Origin of the sequence: Acinetobacter sp. YH12052, assembly GCF_013419835.1 — a bacterium.
Classification (GTDB): Bacteria; Pseudomonadota; Gammaproteobacteria; order Pseudomonadales; family Moraxellaceae; genus Acinetobacter; species Acinetobacter amyesii.
The window spans coordinates 45,365-62,226 of record NZ_VOZI01000013.1 but is presented as its reverse complement, the minus strand read 5'-3'; the positions used below and the strand labels follow the sequence as shown (position 1 = coordinate 62,226).

General features: G+C 39.5%; 27 protein-coding genes. 22 read left to right on the top strand and 5 right to left on the bottom strand.

The genetic code is table 11. The features are described 5' to 3' along the window. Window positions 1-10: 10 nt before the first annotated feature. Window positions 11-301, bottom strand: coding sequence for a hypothetical protein (locus FTU06_RS11135; RefSeq protein WP_180146633.1), 291 nt, complete (start codon window positions 299-301; stop codon window positions 11-13). 46 nt (window positions 302-347) lie between these two features. Continuing rightward, window positions 348-575 (bottom strand): hypothetical protein, encoded by a 228-nt coding sequence (locus FTU06_RS11130; RefSeq protein WP_180146630.1) that lies wholly within the window; start codon window positions 573-575, stop codon window positions 348-350. 129 nt (window positions 576-704) lie between these two features. On the opposite strand from FTU06_RS11130, the gene FTU06_RS11125 reads away from it, so the two are divergent. The 22 genes from FTU06_RS11125 to FTU06_RS11020 all read left to right on the top strand — a co-directional run bounded on the left by FTU06_RS11125 (window position 705) and on the right by FTU06_RS11020 (window position 12,749). Beyond that, the gene (locus FTU06_RS11125) at window positions 705-1,412 is read left to right on the top strand and encodes a LexA family transcriptional regulator (protein ID WP_180146627.1); all 708 of its coding nucleotides are present in this window, start codon (window positions 705-707) and stop codon (window positions 1,410-1,412) included. A gap of 185 nt (window positions 1,413-1,597) precedes the next feature. Beyond that, window positions 1,598-1,954 (top strand): hypothetical protein, encoded by a 357-nt coding sequence (locus FTU06_RS11120; protein WP_180146625.1) that lies wholly within the window; start codon window positions 1,598-1,600, stop codon window positions 1,952-1,954. Continuing rightward, the gene (locus FTU06_RS11115; protein WP_180146622.1) at window positions 1,951-2,211 is read left to right on the top strand and encodes a hypothetical protein; all 261 of its coding nucleotides are present in this window, start codon (window positions 1,951-1,953) and stop codon (window positions 2,209-2,211) included. The genes FTU06_RS11120 and FTU06_RS11115 overlap by 4 nt, the downstream gene beginning before the upstream one ends. 9 nt (window positions 2,212-2,220) lie before the next feature. After that, window positions 2,221-2,655, top strand: coding sequence for a hypothetical protein (locus FTU06_RS11110; RefSeq protein WP_180146620.1), 435 nt, complete (start codon window positions 2,221-2,223; stop codon window positions 2,653-2,655). Next, window positions 2,652-3,533, top strand: coding sequence for an ATP-binding protein (locus FTU06_RS11105; RefSeq protein WP_180114741.1), 882 nt, complete (start codon window positions 2,652-2,654; stop codon window positions 3,531-3,533). The genes FTU06_RS11110 and FTU06_RS11105 overlap by 4 nt, the downstream gene beginning before the upstream one ends. After that, window positions 3,533-4,048, top strand: a complete 516-nt coding sequence (locus FTU06_RS11100) for a siphovirus Gp157 family protein (protein WP_180146617.1) — start codon at window positions 3,533-3,535, stop codon at window positions 4,046-4,048. The genes FTU06_RS11105 and FTU06_RS11100 overlap by 1 nt, the downstream gene beginning before the upstream one ends. A 9-nt stretch (window positions 4,049-4,057) precedes the next feature. Further along, window positions 4,058-4,342, top strand: coding sequence for a hypothetical protein (locus FTU06_RS11095; protein WP_257234400.1), 285 nt, complete (start codon window positions 4,058-4,060; stop codon window positions 4,340-4,342). Beyond that, window positions 4,342-4,701 carry a hypothetical protein gene (locus tag FTU06_RS11090; RefSeq protein WP_180146614.1) on the top strand — a complete coding sequence of 120 codons (360 nt, stop codon included), beginning with the start codon at window positions 4,342-4,344 and terminating at the stop codon, window positions 4,699-4,701. Before FTU06_RS11095 ends, FTU06_RS11090 begins: the two co-directional genes overlap by 1 nt. Next, the gene (locus tag FTU06_RS11085; protein ID WP_180076876.1) at window positions 4,698-4,943 is read left to right on the top strand and encodes a hypothetical protein; all 246 of its coding nucleotides are present in this window, start codon (window positions 4,698-4,700) and stop codon (window positions 4,941-4,943) included. Before FTU06_RS11090 ends, FTU06_RS11085 begins: the two co-directional genes overlap by 4 nt. Then, the gene (locus FTU06_RS11080; RefSeq protein WP_180146611.1) at window positions 4,944-5,525 is read left to right on the top strand and encodes an HNH endonuclease signature motif containing protein; all 582 of its coding nucleotides are present in this window, start codon (window positions 4,944-4,946) and stop codon (window positions 5,523-5,525) included. Beyond that, window positions 5,525-6,016: a hypothetical protein gene (locus FTU06_RS11075; RefSeq protein WP_180146608.1), complete on the top strand. Its 492-nt coding sequence runs from the start codon at window positions 5,525-5,527 to the stop codon at window positions 6,014-6,016. The genes FTU06_RS11080 and FTU06_RS11075 overlap by 1 nt, the downstream gene beginning before the upstream one ends. Further along, entirely contained in the window at window positions 6,013-6,312 is a 300-nt protein-coding gene (locus FTU06_RS11070) for a hypothetical protein (RefSeq protein WP_180146605.1), read from the top strand. The genes FTU06_RS11075 and FTU06_RS11070 overlap by 4 nt, the downstream gene beginning before the upstream one ends. Continuing rightward, the gene (locus tag FTU06_RS11065; protein ID WP_005266597.1) at window positions 6,305-6,571 is read left to right on the top strand and encodes a hypothetical protein; all 267 of its coding nucleotides are present in this window, start codon (window positions 6,305-6,307) and stop codon (window positions 6,569-6,571) included. Before FTU06_RS11070 ends, FTU06_RS11065 begins: the two co-directional genes overlap by 8 nt. Next, window positions 6,564-6,878 (top strand): hypothetical protein, encoded by a 315-nt coding sequence (locus FTU06_RS11060; RefSeq protein WP_180146602.1) that lies wholly within the window; start codon window positions 6,564-6,566, stop codon window positions 6,876-6,878. Before FTU06_RS11065 ends, FTU06_RS11060 begins: the two co-directional genes overlap by 8 nt. Beyond that, window positions 6,878-7,147 (top strand): hypothetical protein, encoded by a 270-nt coding sequence (locus tag FTU06_RS11055; protein ID WP_178962664.1) that lies wholly within the window; start codon window positions 6,878-6,880, stop codon window positions 7,145-7,147. The genes FTU06_RS11060 and FTU06_RS11055 overlap by 1 nt, the downstream gene beginning before the upstream one ends. 119 nt (window positions 7,148-7,266) lie before the next feature. Further along, window positions 7,267-7,851: an aminodeoxychorismate/anthranilate synthase component II gene (locus tag FTU06_RS11050; RefSeq protein WP_218945341.1), complete on the top strand. Its 585-nt coding sequence runs from the start codon at window positions 7,267-7,269 to the stop codon at window positions 7,849-7,851. A gap of 18 nt (window positions 7,852-7,869) precedes the next feature. Beyond that, the gene (gene trpD / locus FTU06_RS11045) at window positions 7,870-8,916 is read left to right on the top strand and encodes an anthranilate phosphoribosyltransferase (protein ID WP_078191968.1); all 1,047 of its coding nucleotides are present in this window, start codon (window positions 7,870-7,872) and stop codon (window positions 8,914-8,916) included. A gap of 16 nt (window positions 8,917-8,932) precedes the next feature. Continuing rightward, window positions 8,933-9,739, top strand: a complete 807-nt coding sequence (gene trpC / locus FTU06_RS11040) for an indole-3-glycerol phosphate synthase TrpC (protein ID WP_180135021.1) — start codon at window positions 8,933-8,935, stop codon at window positions 9,737-9,739. Window positions 9,740-9,908: 169 nt separating this feature from the next. Next, window positions 9,909-10,829: a hypothetical protein gene (locus tag FTU06_RS11035; RefSeq protein ID WP_257234398.1), complete on the top strand. Its 921-nt coding sequence runs from the start codon at window positions 9,909-9,911 to the stop codon at window positions 10,827-10,829. Window positions 10,830-10,940: 111 nt separating this feature from the next. Further along, the gene (locus FTU06_RS11030; protein ID WP_078191970.1) at window positions 10,941-11,630 is read left to right on the top strand and encodes a Smr/MutS family protein; all 690 of its coding nucleotides are present in this window, start codon (window positions 10,941-10,943) and stop codon (window positions 11,628-11,630) included. A gap of 95 nt (window positions 11,631-11,725) precedes the next feature. Beyond that, window positions 11,726-12,274 carry a GTP cyclohydrolase I FolE gene (gene folE, locus FTU06_RS11025; protein WP_171262632.1) on the top strand — a complete coding sequence of 183 codons (549 nt, stop codon included), beginning with the start codon at window positions 11,726-11,728 and terminating at the stop codon, window positions 12,272-12,274. 118 nt (window positions 12,275-12,392) lie between these two features. Next, window positions 12,393-12,749, top strand: coding sequence for a cupin domain-containing protein (locus FTU06_RS11020; protein WP_180003198.1), 357 nt, complete (start codon window positions 12,393-12,395; stop codon window positions 12,747-12,749). Window positions 12,750-12,829: 80 nt separating this feature from the next. On the opposite strand, the gene FTU06_RS11015 is transcribed toward FTU06_RS11020, so the two are convergent. The 3 genes from FTU06_RS11015 to FTU06_RS11005 all read right to left on the bottom strand — a co-directional run bounded on the left by FTU06_RS11015 (window position 12,830) and on the right by FTU06_RS11005 (window position 16,767). Then, on the bottom strand, window positions 12,830-14,206 hold the full coding sequence (locus tag FTU06_RS11015) for a diguanylate cyclase (RefSeq protein WP_180146596.1): 1,377 nt from the start codon (window positions 14,204-14,206) through the stop codon (window positions 12,830-12,832). A gap of 106 nt (window positions 14,207-14,312) precedes the next feature. Beyond that, window positions 14,313-16,217 carry a DUF4105 domain-containing protein gene (locus tag FTU06_RS11010; protein WP_180146594.1) on the bottom strand — a complete coding sequence of 635 codons (1,905 nt, stop codon included), beginning with the start codon at window positions 16,215-16,217 and terminating at the stop codon, window positions 14,313-14,315. Window positions 16,218-16,296: 79 nt separating this feature from the next. Continuing rightward, window positions 16,297-16,767, bottom strand: coding sequence for a DUF3015 family protein (locus tag FTU06_RS11005; protein WP_078190276.1), 471 nt, complete (start codon window positions 16,765-16,767; stop codon window positions 16,297-16,299). Between the last annotated feature and the right edge of the window lie 95 nt (window positions 16,768-16,862).

Below are 16,862 nucleotides of genomic sequence, written 5' to 3'. Positions count from 1 at the left end.
ACTAGACTCCTTATTGAACATCAGGCTCAGTAGTTCGCGCTACTGGGCTTTCTTTATTTGTGGACGATGTATTCACCGTATTTGTGGTGCTACCAAACGCCCTGCTGAGATACTCATGTTGCTTCTTAAACTTCACGAGTTTTTCTATGGCTGCATCTCGAATCCACTCCGAGCGCTTTATGTCGTCCATTGCTGCCAGCGCATCAATCGCCTGCAATGCTTCATGTGTCATGCGGACTGATGTTGAGTCGGTCTTTTTCCCATGCACATCAAGAAAACCTAAATCCAATGCTTCTTGCATATCGTTTACCCCCATTAATGAGACCCTCAAGTTTCTTTCTGATTGGTTAAGCGGAGATAGATTCAAAATTGGCTTTTGCTTTTCTCTGCGTGTGAATGTTTGTGTTCAAGAAAAGGTGCGGGAATTTCAACTTTTCAGCCGATGGAATTCCACGCTCCTTCCAGTTTTGAACACGCTGAACTTTGTAGTGAATCAATTCAGCAACCTTTGTAGATCCGCCAAGGCGGTCAATAATCTCTCGATCATCAGTAATTTGCTGATTGTCTTTAAACATAATAAGACACCTTTACACGTTTTGTTTAAACAATATTAAACATATAGCGCATCTCTGTCAAACAAAACGTTTAACACAAACTGTGTAAAAGATAGGAAAATTTAGGGGGATTAATTGATGGGCATTTTCATGAGCAAGGAAAAGATTATTCACCCAACCATGCAGCGTGTTTATGAGGCCACAAAACTTGATCAAAGTGATCTTGCGCACGCTATAAACATATCGCCACAAGCAGTGAACAACTGGGATTTGAGGGGTATTTCAAAGAATGGCTTAACGCTGATTTCAGAGATGTTTAACGTAAGCTCAGATTGGATATTAAGCGGAAATGGCGATATAAAAATTGAGCGTCATAATTTGTCGCATGACCAATTATTTAAGAAAAATTACGTACCTACAGCGAAGTGGGTTCCAGTAAAATCCTACAGCAAGATGGGAGATGATGGGTATTACACGGATATGGGTTATGCTGGTGACGCTGGTGATGGTTATGTTCAGTCGCTTACAGCTAGTAGTTCTGCTTATGCGGTAAGAGGCTCGGGAGATTCAATGTATCCAGCTATTAGGAGTGGTTGGTATATTGTTTGCGATCCAGAGGCATCACCTATTCCAACAGAGTTTGTTGAGGTGGAGTTAAAGGATGGCAGAAGAACAATTAAGGAGTTTATCGGAATCACGAATGATGTGTTGCATTTACTAGGAGTTAATGGGGAGAAAAGAATAAGTATAGAAATGTCGGAAGTTCAATCAATTAATGCTGTAATCGACATCATCCCGCCAAGCAGACACGTTTATAAGTACCCAGATATAAAAACCGAAGACCGTAATTACGGATAAACAACGTTACACAAAGGCCGCCTAATTGGGCGGCTTTTTTTTGCATGTCGAAAAACAAATTACACGAAATGTGTAAAAAGTGTTTGACGATCCTTAAACGTTTTGTTTAAATAGCTCTACACAAACAAAAAAAGCACACCGACCCTTTCAACCTTCGATGTGCTTTACAAACTACGGGGACCATTATGGATAGTAACAAGAAACAAATCAAGTTTGCTGGTAGTGCTTTTGCACTTGCAGCATTCATTGTTGGTGCATTTTCAATATCACCTGCCTCAACTACCGCACCGATTGACGACAATCAAGTTGTCGTTACAGGTGAAGTAAAGCTTAAGAAAAAACTTAAATTTTGTGCTGAACAATGCCCTGCACTAATCACTATCGGTGATTACGAAGTATTTGTTGAATATGGGCTTGATGGCGAGTCAATTCGCTACATGGAACCAATGAGCGTTTCCAAAGACGGCATTGAAGTAAATGCATACATCGATCAGGCGGATATTCAAAATATTAACGCTGCGATTTTGCGAGGTGATCAATGAACATCATGCTTGGAAACCTAAGTGTTTCAGAAATTGAAGCAAGACTTGGAATTAAATTCCCTCAAGATATTGCTGACTTCATGAGTAATAACCATCAGGAAAGTGCTCAAAATGTTCCGCCTGGTAAATGGCACTGTTTTGATATTCCTTTCAATTTGGTGTGTGGTGATGTTGAGACAGCAAAGAAGATTTATGGCGCGTTAAAAGACAAATCAGCCGAATGTAAAGAATCTCTTCGCATCTCGGTTAATGGTTAGGGGTGATCAATGAACATCAAAACTAATACTTTAATCCTTGCCCCTGTCTTTCCTGATTTTGAAGTGGCTGAAGACATTGTTATTCATGACGGCAAGGTTAAATTCACGCTTCAGTATCGCTTCAATTTTATCAGTGATGCGTCTATCGAATGCAGCATGCCATTACTTGAATGCACACAGGGTTTTGCAGTTGGTGATTCAGATCCACAAAACTGCCATGAAATTGATATCCCTGCTTTTAAAGCAATTGAAAACACACTGGTAACTGTAATGAAAACTGATGCTGTGGCAACAAAAGAAGGCAATGAATTTGTCTTACTTCCTGAGCAGTTGCGTGCTTTGAATGTGTTGATTGTGGATTGGTGTGAAGAGCAGTTTTTAAAGGAATCTGAACAGCAAGCTAATTACGTTGCGGAAGATATTGCAGAGGAGATTTACGGATGAATAATCAAACTAACGAGTCGTTCTCTTTTCAAAAAGCTGAACGTAAAAAAGCAAAACTAAAGCTCAACTTAAACGGCCCAAGCGGTTCAGGCAAAACTTACTCGGCACTCCTAATGGCAAGCGGAATATCCTCTAAAATTGCTTTGATTGACACGGAAAATGAGTCAGCAAGTTTGTACGCAAACGATTTTAAGTTTGATACCTTGCCTTTGCGCCCCCCTTACACTCCTGAGCGTTTTGCAGGTGCTATTTTGGCAGCTTACAACATGGGGTATGAGGTTTTGATTATAGATAGCGCCTCGCATGAATGGATTGGTACCGGTGGATGCTTGGAAATTAATGACATGACTGCCCGCACTAAATTTAAAGGCAATACATGGTCTGCCTGGTCTGATACCACCCCACGCCACCGTCGTTTTATTGATGCAATCCTACAGACCGATATGCACATCATCACAACCACCCGTGCAAAAACCGAAACCGTACAAGGTGAAGGTAAAAAGATTGTGAAATTAGGGATGAAGGCTGAACAGCGTGATGGTTACGAGTATGAATTAACTGTTGCTCTTGATGTTGTTCATGACAATCACTTTGTTACACCAACCAAAGATCGAACCAAGCTATTCAACACCGATGGTGAAATTATCACGCGCGAAACTGGTGAAAAGCTTGTTGCTTGGTTGAATGACGGAAAGAGTCAAGAAGAAGCATTACAAGAGGCTTTTTCTGAAGCTCTATCTCGAATCAATTCAACTAACGACATTGCCGAACTTGGAATTATATATTCCCAATTCAAGGGCACTGAGTGTGAAGCAGAAATTATAAGTGCTTGCAGCTCTCGTAAAACAAATCTCACTCAGCAACAAGGAACAGCATAATGACTACTTTATATGACTTCGGCTCTGCTCTTGGTGACACTGTTGAAAAAATCCAAGATCTATTAGATGAGGGTATTAGTGCTGATGATGAGCGTGTGCAAGAGCTTCTTGAGCAAATGGTTGCTCAAGAAGAAGATTGGGAGAACAAGGCAGTTAATGTTGCCAAGTACCTCAATCAATTGTCTAAAGATGAGGTGATGATTGACTCGGAAATTCTGCGCCTAACCAATAAGCGGAAAAATATAAGCAACGCCTATGCAAATCTATCTAGCCTATTGATGTGGCAGATGGAGAATTTTGGGAAGCTAGAAATCAAAGACTCTTTATTATCTGTAAAAATTCGTGAAAACCCTATCTCGGTTGTTGTTAAGGATGAGGATGCTATTCCTTCTCAATTCAAGGCTACGAAAACCACCATCACTGTGAATAAGAATGCGCTGAAATTAGCTTTTAAAGAAGGTGCAAAAATTGAAGGTGTGGAGTTTGTGCGCACTAAAAAGCTTGCGATTAAGTGAGGTGGCAGCATGATTTTCAGAATCAAAAATAAACATGCCGACGGCTTCAAAATTTGGTTAGAGAAGCTCGGTTATGTGAAGAAAGTCCTTGCAGATGGTAGCTGCACTTTTAGTGGTAAAGGCACACGTAAAGCTTTGAGCTATGTGTTTGTAAAGAATGATTTAACGGGTAATTCAGCATGCCAAGTGTTATTTGGTGAATATGAAATGCACTTGCGCAGCCCTGCTATATCAGATGAAACGAATGAAAATTTAGCGCGTGTCGTGGCTAATCAAATAATGAAGGTGGCGTGATGGAAATAAGACTAAATAACGAATGGGTGATTTACTCGGCTGCTAATGATGGCGGGGTTGTGCTTGGCAAGATTCCTGAGAAAGCACAGGGTGGCGAGCTAAACACAAAGTTAATCAGTAAGAAATATTACTACTCAACAATCTCTGGTGCGATTCAAGGTGCAATGAAGTATGCGAGCATCGGTAGTGATGCAAAAACATTTATGGAGCTTGAGCAGCTAATTAAGCAGTTGGTGCAGGACTGTCAAGCCGCATTCACTAAAGAGCGATTAGCAATTGCCTTATCGGATGATGTGCAAGCATTAATCCAAGAGCGCGACGCATTAAAAGCAAAATTAAAAGCGAAGGTGGCAGCATGAGCACATTAAAAGATTTAAACAAGCATCTGTTTGATCAGTTGGGTCGTTTAGCTAAGGCTGACAAAGATGAGCTTGAAACTGAGGTCAAACGCGCTCAAACAATTCAAGGCATTAGTGCTGAGATTATTAAGGCACACGCCACTCAGTTGGATGCGGTTAGGTTGGTCGCTCAGCACAAAGGCTTAAATCAGGATCAGCAAGCACCACGCATTGCGCTTGGCGATATGAATGTCGAGGTTTAAATGAAAGTTAAATACACACCTGAAATGGATGCCTTTTTGATTAAGCACACAATCCTGCCTCGCAAGGAATTAACCGAGCTTTTTAATGCTAAGTTTGGTGTGAGTGTCAATGTGGATCAGATTAAGGCTCACTGCCTCAGGATTGGTGCAAAAACCGGCCGTACTGGTCGCCTGGAAAAGGGTCATGTTACTTGGAATAAAGGCATGAAAGGCTATAAACCAAGTCCAGAAACATTGTGGAAAAAAGGCAATATTCCCCACACTTCAGCACCAGTTGGTTATGAGTACATCACGAAAGATGGCTACATCGAGCGCAAGTTTGAGGGTGAGCGTCAAATGAAGCTCAAGCATAAGTATCTGTGGGAGAAGGATAATGGTCCTATTCCAAGTGGTCACGCATTAATCTTTAAAAACGGCATTAAAACCGATTGTCGCTTGGATAACTTGATGTTGGTGAGCCGTGCGGAATTGCTTGCAATGAATCGTAAATTTAAAGAATTGCAGCGACCTGAAACAAAGGAAACCGTTGCGCTTTTAGCAAAGCTTTATGTGCAAAGTCAGAATATTGGAAAGGTGGCGTGATGGATATTCAAAATTTTATAGCTGAATTTAAGAAAACATTTGTCTACGACATTCTTTCTCAAACGCTTTCTGATGAACAACTATTTGAGCGTGTGGTGGATGGTGATGCGGTGCTTTGGTTTAAAGAGCAAACACGCCAAATGTGGCTAATGTGGGAGAAAGCCAAAGCCCAAGCAGTGCCGGAAGGGTTTGTTTTGGTGTCGAAAGATAATCTTTCAGTGTTTTGGCAGGATAGTGATGAACCTGAAAACTTTTGTTCATCTGAATCCGATTTTGACGACCTTGGTGACTGTATTGAGCTTGGTGACATTATGGAAATCAATAAGCACACCCAAGCACATATCCAAACTGAAAAACTTTCCGGCACTTGGTTTGCTGAAGCGATTGACCCATCAGAGAAAGCTAATTTCTTTGTTGGCACTCATGAGGAATGCATAGCTATAGTTGAAAAGAATAAAGCCATGATCGAAGCACAGGAGCCAGCCAAATGAAAATGAATGCACCAATTAAAATTGAAATGAAGGTTTATGCGGTTGAAGAAGAGTCTGGGCAGCAAGCATTTGTAACTATGTCGCTTCCTTTGGGCCAATACCCTACTCGAGCAACATTAGAGTCTACCTTTAAGCAAGCTCAAGATGCTCTACCTGAAGGCTTTCGCGTGATGGATAAATCTGAATTCTTTAATGCTTATCTGCAGGAAGAATATGGAGCAACCGAAAAGTTTGCAACTCCTGGATCTCATGAATTCACAGATGAGGTTATTGAGATGGAGCCAGCCAATGACTAACATCTACAAAATTGAGTCGATTGGCGACTTTTTGAAAATCCCATCTGATCGCATCCATGTTTGCTTGCAGGAAATGGCTGATCACATGGCTGAATTTAAGGCTGGACTGGAAGCCTTGGGCATAGAGCCAACGGGTGCTGAAATTAAAACTTTCACCTGGGAGGATGACGGAAAAAATGATCTAAACATTACCCTTAATTGCGTTGATGGTAGATCGGCTACTGTGAAAATTATTCGTGGAGAGCCAGCCAATGATTGAAATTCGATTAACAAAACCCCAATTCGCCCAGCTCCAAATTGACAACCTCACATCTAAAGACATGCCTTACTTTGAAAATTGGGATGCTCAGGAAGTTGAACTATTTAATGCGATTGTTAATGCAGTCGATTACGACAATGAGTTTACTTTCAATATGCGTGGTTGGTCTCGTCAGCGTGTAGTAAATGGCACAGGCGGAATGATCGAAGTAAATGAAATGAATGCGGATGAGCTATACCACTTGTTTAGTTGTTATTTGAGTGGGTTGCCTAGAAATGTGATGGAAAGTTTGAAGGAGGTGTCCTGATGAAAACTAATGCTGAGCATGAATTGCTTCAAGCTATCTTTAATGAAATGCAAGAGCTAAAAAAAGCTATTCAAAAAAAGGATGAGCGTCGAGTAAATGTGCGGGAGTTTTCCCAGCGATTAAATATCTCAATCCCCTCTCTTTATTCTCGTATTAATGATGGTGTGATTCAAAAACCAAATAAGGATGGAAAACTAAGTTATTGGCTGAATAGCTATGTAAATGAAGTTGTCACACAACCCTCAAACTCTGATAAAGTAGCCGCTTAAATTAGCGGCTTTTTTAATTGCGCTAAATTTAAGCAAAAATTCTAATGTGAGTAACATTGTGAGTAACAATTATATTAATTAATTATTACCACAATAAAAATCAGAGGTTTACATCCAAAATGCTTCTAATGATCGACAATTATGACTCTTTTACCTACAACATCGTCCAATATTTTGGCGAGTTAAATCAGGAAGTAAAAGTTGTACGTAACGATGCCGTGACATTGGAAGATATCGAGCGATGGCAACCGAAGTATTTAGTCATTGGTCCTGGCCCTTGTTCGCCAAGTGAAGCAGGTATTTCAATTCCTGCGATTCAACACTTTGCGGGAAAAATTCCCTTACTGGGTGTGTGTTTAGGCCACCAAGCCATAGGACAAGCTTTTGGCGGCGATATTATTCGCGCTAAAAAAGTGATGCACGGACGTTTATCTGACATGTATCACAGCGATCAAGGCATTTTCAGCAACCTCCCTTCTCCTTTTGCCGCTACTCGCTATCACTCTTTGGTGATTGATCAAGCGACTTTGCCAGAATGTTTAGAAGTGACCTGCTGGACCAATGAAGAAGATGGCACGATGGAAGAAATCATGGGAGTCAAACATAAGACATTGCCTGTCGAAGGCGTGCAGTTTCACCCTGAATCAATTCTTAGTGAACATGGCCATCAAATCTTTAAAAACTTCTTAGAAATTTACGCTTAATCGAGTGCAAAAAATATTATGAATATTCAACAAGCTTTAAATAACATCACTAAAAATATTGAACTCACTCAACCTCAAATGGAAGAAGTGATGCGTACCATCATGCAAGGTGAAGCGACCGATGCTCAAATTGGCGCACTGATGATGGGCTTACGCCAAAAAGGTGAAAGTATTGATGAAATCACTGCCGCAGCACGTGTAATGCGTGAGTTTGCAATCAAAATCGATGTCAGTGATTTACCACATTTGGTGGATATCGTTGGTACAGGTGGTGATGGTCAAAACTTATTTAACGTCTCTACTGCGTCTAGTTTTGTTATTGCAGCAGCAGGTGCAACTATTGCTAAACATGGTGGTCGTGGTGTTTCATCCAAATCAGGCTCTTCTGATCTTTTAGAACAGGCAGGAATTAACCTTGACCTGAACATGCAGCAAACTGAACGCTGTATTCGTGAAATGGGCGTGGGTTTCCTCTTTGCACCTAATCATCATAAAGCCATGAAATATGCTGCTGGTCCACGTAAAGAATTGGGCTTCCGTAGTATTTTCAACCTACTTGGCCCGCTTACGAATCCGGCCGGCGTAAAACGTTTTGTGATTGGTGTTTTCTCTACAGAATTATGTCGTCCTATGGCTGAAGTTTTAAAACAGCTTGGTGCAGAACATGTCTTGGTGGTGCATTCTAAAGATGGTTTAGATGAAATTAGCCTTGCATCAAGTACTTATGTTGCTGAACTCAAGGATGGCGAAGTCACTGAATGGGAAATTCAACCGGAAGCTGTAGATATCGAATCGCAAACCTTAACAGGTCTATCTGTAGATAGTGCTGCGGAAAGTCTAAAATTAATTAAAGATGCTTTAGGTAAAAACAAATCTGCGCTCGGTGATAAAGCCGCGAATATGATTGCCCTAAATGCAGGTGCCGGTATCTATGTTTCAGGCTTAACCAATAGCTATAAACAAGGTGTTGCATTAGCACATGACATTATTTATGGCGGTCAAGCACTAGAGAAAATGGGCATTTTGTCTGAATTTACGAAAACTTTAAAAGAATACGAAGCTTAAGATTAGGACTCAAATCATGGTAGATATCGCCAATACAATTTTAGGTAAAATTGTTGACCGTAAAAAAGAAGAATTTGCAGCCCGTCTTAAACAACGTAGCTATAAAGATGTCGAAGAGCTAGCCCAAGCAGCTACACCCGTTCGAGGTTTTGCACAAAACCTCGGCTCTAAACGTCCGGGGGTGATTGCTGAAATTAAAAAGGCATCACCATCGAAAGGCATCATTCGTGAAAACTTTAACCCTTCTGAAATTGCGCAGCAGTATCAAGATGCTGGTGCAGCATGTTTGTCTGTTCTCACCGATGCGGATTTTTTCCAAGGCGCAGATGAAAACATTCAGATTGCACGTACGAACTGTGACTTACCTGCGCTTCGTAAAGATTTTTTAATTGACCCTTATGGCGTAATTGAAGCACGCGCTTTACATGCGGACTGTATTTTATTAATCGTGGCTTGTTTGTCTGATCAACAACTCGAAGAAATGTCGAAAACTGCTTTTGAACACAATCTCGACGTGTTGGTTGAAGTACATGACGAAGAAGAACTTGAGCGTGCAATGCGTCTTTCTGACAACTGTATACTTGGCGTCAATAATCGTAATTTAAAAACCTTTGATGTTGACCTCAACACATCATTACGTTTGAAAAAGTTACTTGAACCTTCTCGCCTACTCGTGACAGAAAGCGGTATTGCCACACCCACAGATGTTGCCATGATGCAAGAACATGATATTCATGCATTCTTGGTCGGTGAAAGTTTTATGAAGCAGCCACGCCCTGATCAGGCGTTTAAAGAGCTGTTTGGTGTGCCTGATAAAATATAAATGAAATATGTAGGGTGAGTTCGCTCACCCTTTTTCTCCTTTGCATCCATATTAAAAAAATTACACATCCTTTTTATAATTTTTATTCATTTGAGAATTAAAAATAATGAAGTCGATTATTTCTTCTACTCTTCTATTCATTTCATTAATCTTGGTTTCACTACACCAGATGAGTTGGGCAAAAAATATAACTCTGTATACAGGCTCACCGTATCTTATTGACCAAAATCATATCCTCTACTTTAATATTTCCACTATGCCCGAAGGCATCATTGCTGTGCAGATTGACCTAAATCAAATTTTTCCAAATATAAATACTAACGTGCTAAAGGGCAAAAATTATGATTTCAATAAGAATCAAATTGAAATCGTTAGTTATCAAGGCTTACCAATAGTCATTAATTACTCAATCAATACTAAAAACAAGAATATTGAAAATTCAACCTATTTTTCTATTTCTAAAGAACATAAAAATTCTTTATCAAAACCAATCAATATTAAATCTCACCCTATTTCCATGGAAAAATTAAATTATTTTGAACAGATTTTTTATAAAGATAACCCTCATTTATTGAAAAAGAATTTAGCTGATGAGCCATATTTAATAAATCTATTCATGTTCCATGCAGCAATAAATGATTTTGATGATATGAATGATTTTTTCCAAAATGCGATAAAGAACCTGACACAGAAAAATGATATTGATAATTATGAAAAAGCCAAAAATTTGTATCTTGAATATTTAACTTTTGGTGAAAACAATGAATTTTATGATACCACCTTAATTATGGCGGCAATCGAGCACACAGATATTTCTTTCATCAAAAAAATGAAGCTTAGAAAAATAAATGAACTTGTAGTAGATGAAGTTGAACCACAAACATATTATTTCACTAGATGCTCCCCATTAGGTAAAGCTATCCGCCTAAATCAATATCAGATAATTTCTTATTTACTTGAAAAAGGCGCTTCAACCGAAATCGTGTGTATTTCTAAATTTAATGAAGAACAATCAGCATTAGCTCTTGCAGAACAATATAAAAATAAAAAAGTTATTAAATTAATTAATTCAACTTTGAAGCCCAAATAGGACTTGTAATGAATTAAGAGATCTTCTTTATATAAAGTCTTTCCAGTTCAAATCAGTGCCATTTAAGGCTATAATTGCACTAAATTTTTGTATATTTCCCGTTTTTTCATTATGAGCAAACACGATTCTTCGCTTTCAAAAGATCAGTACAACCTACTGAAATCTTTTAAAAAGCAAATTACGAATCCACATTCCTCAACGATTGCTAAACAGCCTGAGCCAACGCCAAAGACTGTTGAACAAGAGCAGGAAGAAGACTTCGCGCTTTTCCAAAAGCAAATGCAAGGTGTTCAAAAAATGAATGCAGGAAATATTGCAAAAATGGAAAAAGTGGGTCGTAAAAAACCTGATGCGCAAACGTTGGCTAAACGTGCTGCTGCAATTGGTCCTATGGAAACAGATGATGCATTACTTTCTGATACGCAAGCGATGCTCAACCCTGTTGCCAGTCAAGCTGCTTTAAGCTATCGCATTGCAACCTTACAACATAAAGTTTTTGAAGATTTGAAAGCTGGTAATCTACGTTGGTTTGAAGCTGTCGACTTACACGGTTGCACTGTTGAAGAAGCCCGTTCTGCCGTGCTGCAAATTATTCAAATGGCGAAAGATGACAATCAAAACGTCATTAAAATTGTGCATGGCAAAGGTCCAGAAGCAATTTTAAAAACTTATGTAAATAGTTGGTTACGTCAACATCGTGATGTATTGGCATTTGTGAGCGCCCCAGAAAAACAAGGCGGCACAGGTGCTGTACTGGTTCTGCTTAAACGTGCAGAAAAAAACCCACAGTTTAAACAATAATCGGATTTAACTCCAAAAGAAGGCATTGTAATAGTTTTCTGCTACAATGCCGTCCTTGTTCAATCTCTCAGTGTAAGTGAACACGTCTTATGTCTATGCAGCAATCCTACGCAAATATCCTAACTGCCGTTGGTGAAGATCTGAATCGCCCGGGTCTTAAAGATACGCCTATGCGTGCTGCTAAAGCTTTTTCATATCTTACTTCTGGTTATAGCCAGACACTTGAAGAAGTGACCAACAATGCGGTTTTCCCATCCGATAACCGTGAAATGGTCTTAGTTAAGAATATCGAATTCTATTCTTTGTGTGAGCACCATTTATTACCTTTTTATGGTCGCGTACATATTGCTTATCTCCCAGAAGGCAATGTTTTAGGTTTATCAAAATTCGCACGTATTACAGAAATGTTTGCCCGTCGCTTACAAATTCAGGAAAACCTCACTCAGCAGATCGCTGAAGCTGTGGCTGAAGTGACTGGTGCACGTGGTGTAGCTGTGGTGATTGATTCAGCTCACATGTGTATGATGATGCGTGGTGTAGGTAAACAAGAGTCTACAACCCGTACCGTTTCTTTTGTCGGTGACTTTAAAACCAATAAAGAAGAACGCCGTGAATTCTTAAGTGCTGTGCCTGAAAGCTATTAATAGAACATTCAGCGTCAGCTCTTTAAAAAAGCCTCAAACTTTTGAGGCTTTTTTTATTTGTGTTTTAATATCGCAAATCGTTTGCTTTGATAGCAAAGCACTATTTTCAGGATGAATCATGTCAGATGTATATATTGCCGGTCAGGGTTTAGCGCAAGCCAAACACAGCATAGACTTCCCTCGCCCAGACCGTTTGGTTCAGGGCAATCCTAAACGTGAAACTGCAAGCCTGTATGTACACCCCAATATGGACTGCGGGATTTGGCAATGTGAAATTGGCGCATGGAATATTGTCTTTGCACCCAATAAACAAGAATTTTTTACAATCCTTGAAGGTTTAGTACGTATTCATGATCAACAAGGTGGATATATCGAGGTTTCCGCTGGCCATGCGGGCATTATTCCCCCATCTTTTCAGGGCAAGTTTGAAGTTGTCGAAGCCGTCAAAAAATACTATGTAGTTGTCGAAGTTTAAATTACGGCACATCTCGCCATAAAACATATTTACCCATAAAAAAACTCCCACATATGGGAGTTTTTTATTCTCAGGATAAATTAGATATACGACAAATGCTTTGTGACTTGTATACAGTTTCGACCATTATTTTTTGCCGCATACAGCGCATGATCTGCGGCATCTAAGAAACGCTGATAATCAGGATGGCCATCATACTGCACACAACCAATGCTTACGGTAAAACTAAATTGCTGACCTTGTGCCGTTCGGATCAAGCCCTTTTCAATATATTGGCGAATATTTTCTGCAATTTTCATCGCACGGTTTACACCAGTATCGACCAAGAGTAATAAGAACTCTTCACCACCGATACGGAATGCATAATCGCTACCTTGACTATAACGCTGCAAGGCTTCAGCAATAAATTTGAGTGCGAGATCACCTGCTGCATGACCAAACTTATCATTGATCATTTTAAAATAATCCGCGTCAAAGGCGAGCAAAGACAATGGCGTTTCATTTTGACGTGCAAAAGTAATTTCACGTGAAATAATAGTACTAAGATAACGACGGTTTAGGAGTTGCGTCAAAGAATCATTGCCTGACTCAATATATTCAGCCACCTGAAATAATTGATCGACTAAATGCTGAATTTCACGATTTAAGTCTCGAATCTGTTGAATCAAATGTTGCAGTTGATCTTTATCCGTTATTTGTGTGGTTTGCTGCGTTAGCTCATCCACTTGATAAATTCGATCAATAATTAATTGAACCTGATCTGAACCTGAAAAAGCATATGCCGCTTTATGAATGAACCATAGCCCAAACTCTGATTTTGAAAATAAGGGATGATAAAAACCAACATTACCCGAAAAGATTTTAAACATCAGTTCATTTTCCCAGTCGAGTAATGAACCCCGTTGTTTATCTTTATGCACTGCTACATCTTGCATTGCTGAAAATAAGCGATAATTGTGTTTTGTTTCTTGGTTTTTTTCCGTATTGATCTCATAAGATCGGCACATAATTTCTGTGCTGAACCCCATAATTTGTACAATATAACTGCACATATGGAGAATATTTTGCGTTTGGTTTAACTCTAAAATTTCAAATATTTTACGTTCTATTTCACGTACACCACGCATGATGAACCATGACGGAATACCAACCCGCGCGTGTACCATTCCAACTTTCTGCTGTCTTTTGACTGAGCTTTCAAATTCACCATTCAGTGCGACATTAAACGTTTCTAACAACCATTTTCTTAAAGTGTCGATGAGCCTTTTTTGAATGATATCGTCTTTAAAAAATTCAGCTGACTCTGGCTCACGTGACATTTGTTCATAAAAAACAGTAACTAAATGTTCAACATGCCTTTGGATAAATTGCAATGCTGCAAGATGTTCATTTTCAGTATATTGATCACAAATATCTTTCCAAGCCTGACTTAGACCTGTAATACATTCTTGATTCATTCGGTGACACAAACCACAGCTATTACAAAGCTAGCAATCATACCTTGCTTTACTTACATAAAAAAACAAATTTATTTGATATTTCATATTTTATCTATCTTAAAAATTAATAGAAAAATACATAACTCAATTTCAATTTATTCCAATCTTGATCATCTTGCTGCTGGTATTCATAGCCTAGTCTTAAAGCATTTTGTTGGTTGACGATATATTGTAATTCAGCATCGAGTTTCAGATTCCATTGATGCGCATCTTCCCAATACAGAAGCTCTGCCTGAACCAAACTATTGAATTTTTCCGACCAAATATTTTGGCAACCCAATGTCGGCCCAAGGCTCACTCGCCATCCATCATCTAGTGACTTGCCGCCCTGCACCTGCATTTGAGACTGCACATAACACAAATGTGTGCGTTCCTGATTGGCCCAGCTATATCCAGATTGCGCTTTTAATTCAGCTACACCATGTTGTTTCGTTTCGCTAAATTGACCTGCATCTACTGACACTTGCTGCCAGCCAAAATTAAAACCCCAAGTTAGCGGTGTTTTAAATGGCGTGATCGGGTTGTAAGAATTGACTGATAAAAAATCAAAATGATTGAGTTTGAATTGGTCGTCTAGATATTGGATCGAGCCATCCCAAAACATCAGCTGCGTACCAATCCGAAAGCCACCTTGCGGATCGATCAAATCATGATAAGCCTGACGATGACCAAGTTCGATATACTTTTCACCTTGAACTTCGCCTACTGCGGCTGAAAAATTTCGCGCATGATGTCCATTGACTGGATCTAGACTTGGCTGCTTAGGTTCAGTCCGTTGTTTGGGTTGTGAAGATTGGCTACGTAAGGCCAAGATTTGACGCAATTTAGGCTGCGTTTCTTCCGCACTCACTTTTCGACCAATCAGCAATAAATACAGATGGTCATACGCCATTTCTAATATTTTCGCTTGCTCTGCTTCATTAAACTGAGCGAGTGCTGTCGACATCATCGCAGGTTCAATTTCAGCGAGCTTATGCGCTTCACGTGCTAAACGATATCCATGTTGCTGCGCTTGTGATAAAAGCTGCGTTTCTAATGCAGGACGATACACCGCTGCTTGAATCAGTTGTTCATCATTGATCGCTTTAATCGTTTCAACAGGAATGGAAGCGACTTTAAATTTTTCGGTTAAATTCAGTGTCGGGCGAACCAAATCCATTAGGCCCAATAATCGATATGCACAGTTATCACTGGCAAAATAATAGGGAAAACTGACATTTTGCATTTCCCAAAGATGTTTAACCAAATAACTGGTTTCTTGCTCGGTCAGTGCTAGCTCATATTCCCACAAATCACGACTTTCAAAATCACCATATTCTTTCACCTTTCGGTAGTACGGCATCAAGGAATATTCACCAGGATACTGTCCTGTTAAGCCTTTCCATGCATAAGACCAGTTATCTTCACCTGCAACTGTCGCTGCATAGTTAATGGCATAGGACACCAAATTTAGCTCTTTTTGATCTTTCGGATCGAGACGCAATAAGGTATGTCCAAACATAGAACTTGGATTACCCATAAAGTCTGTGGCGTAAATTAATGTCGCTTTATACGGCTTAATTTTCCCAAACCATTCATCAAACTCAGGGCAACTCACCACTGGTAACTGCTCTGAACGGATGGATAATTCTTGCATCAGCCACTGACTACGCGCAGGGAAACGACAACGAAAGGCTTGATTAGGTTCGGCGGGTTGAAACAGTGCAGCGACATCTGCCTCTAATTCAGCTTGAGCACTTTGGCGGCCATTTTCAGCTAAAAAATAACCTGTATAGGCAACTTCACTTTGTCCTTTATGATCTGTATATAAAAGTCGTTGCCAACTGATGTGTTCAGACAGTTTTTTTGATTGTGCAAGTTCAATATATCGCTGCACCTCTACAGTTTTAGAGAGGTTTCGATCTACAACTTGCTGAGCATATAAGATGCTCGGAATCATAAAGGTACAAAATAAAGCAATTGATTTCATTCAGTTATATTCAAATCCATTTTTATATATTTTAGATAATAAAAAACCCTGCCAAGAGACAGGGTTTTGAAAGCATCGATTAAACGTATGCTTTAAGTACTTCATCTTTCGCCATTACGCTTTGTAATGAAGCAAGTACTTGTAGAGAAGACTGGTTTTCAGCTGAATAGATTTCAGCAAAATTTGCTTTAGACACAGCAAAGAAACGTGCTTTATCTGTTGATTGGATGTTTAAAAGCTCAGCCAAAACATTCAGGCTCTCACCTTGACCAACTGCCATATCACGAGCAAGTGATTCAGCATTTTCATTGGTAAATGTTACCGCTTGAGCAGTCACTGTACCTGTACCGCTACAACCTAAAGTACCAAAGGTAATACCAAGTAACTGGTTAGTAAAAATACCGTTGGTAGTCGCAGCTAAAATTTTAGGAATTTTACCTGATTGACCAGCCCAAACTTGAGAACCAACACCACAACCTACGTCACGGTCAGCAAAAGCAGCTGTAGAACCTAGTGCAACGACTGCAACTAAAGCTAATTTTTTTAACATAGCACTTCTCCAGGGAATTTTATTCCATTGTTTTTAATTATTAAAACATGTGTAATTTTGATTACACACCTGTAGATTAACTTGATCTTTCAGAT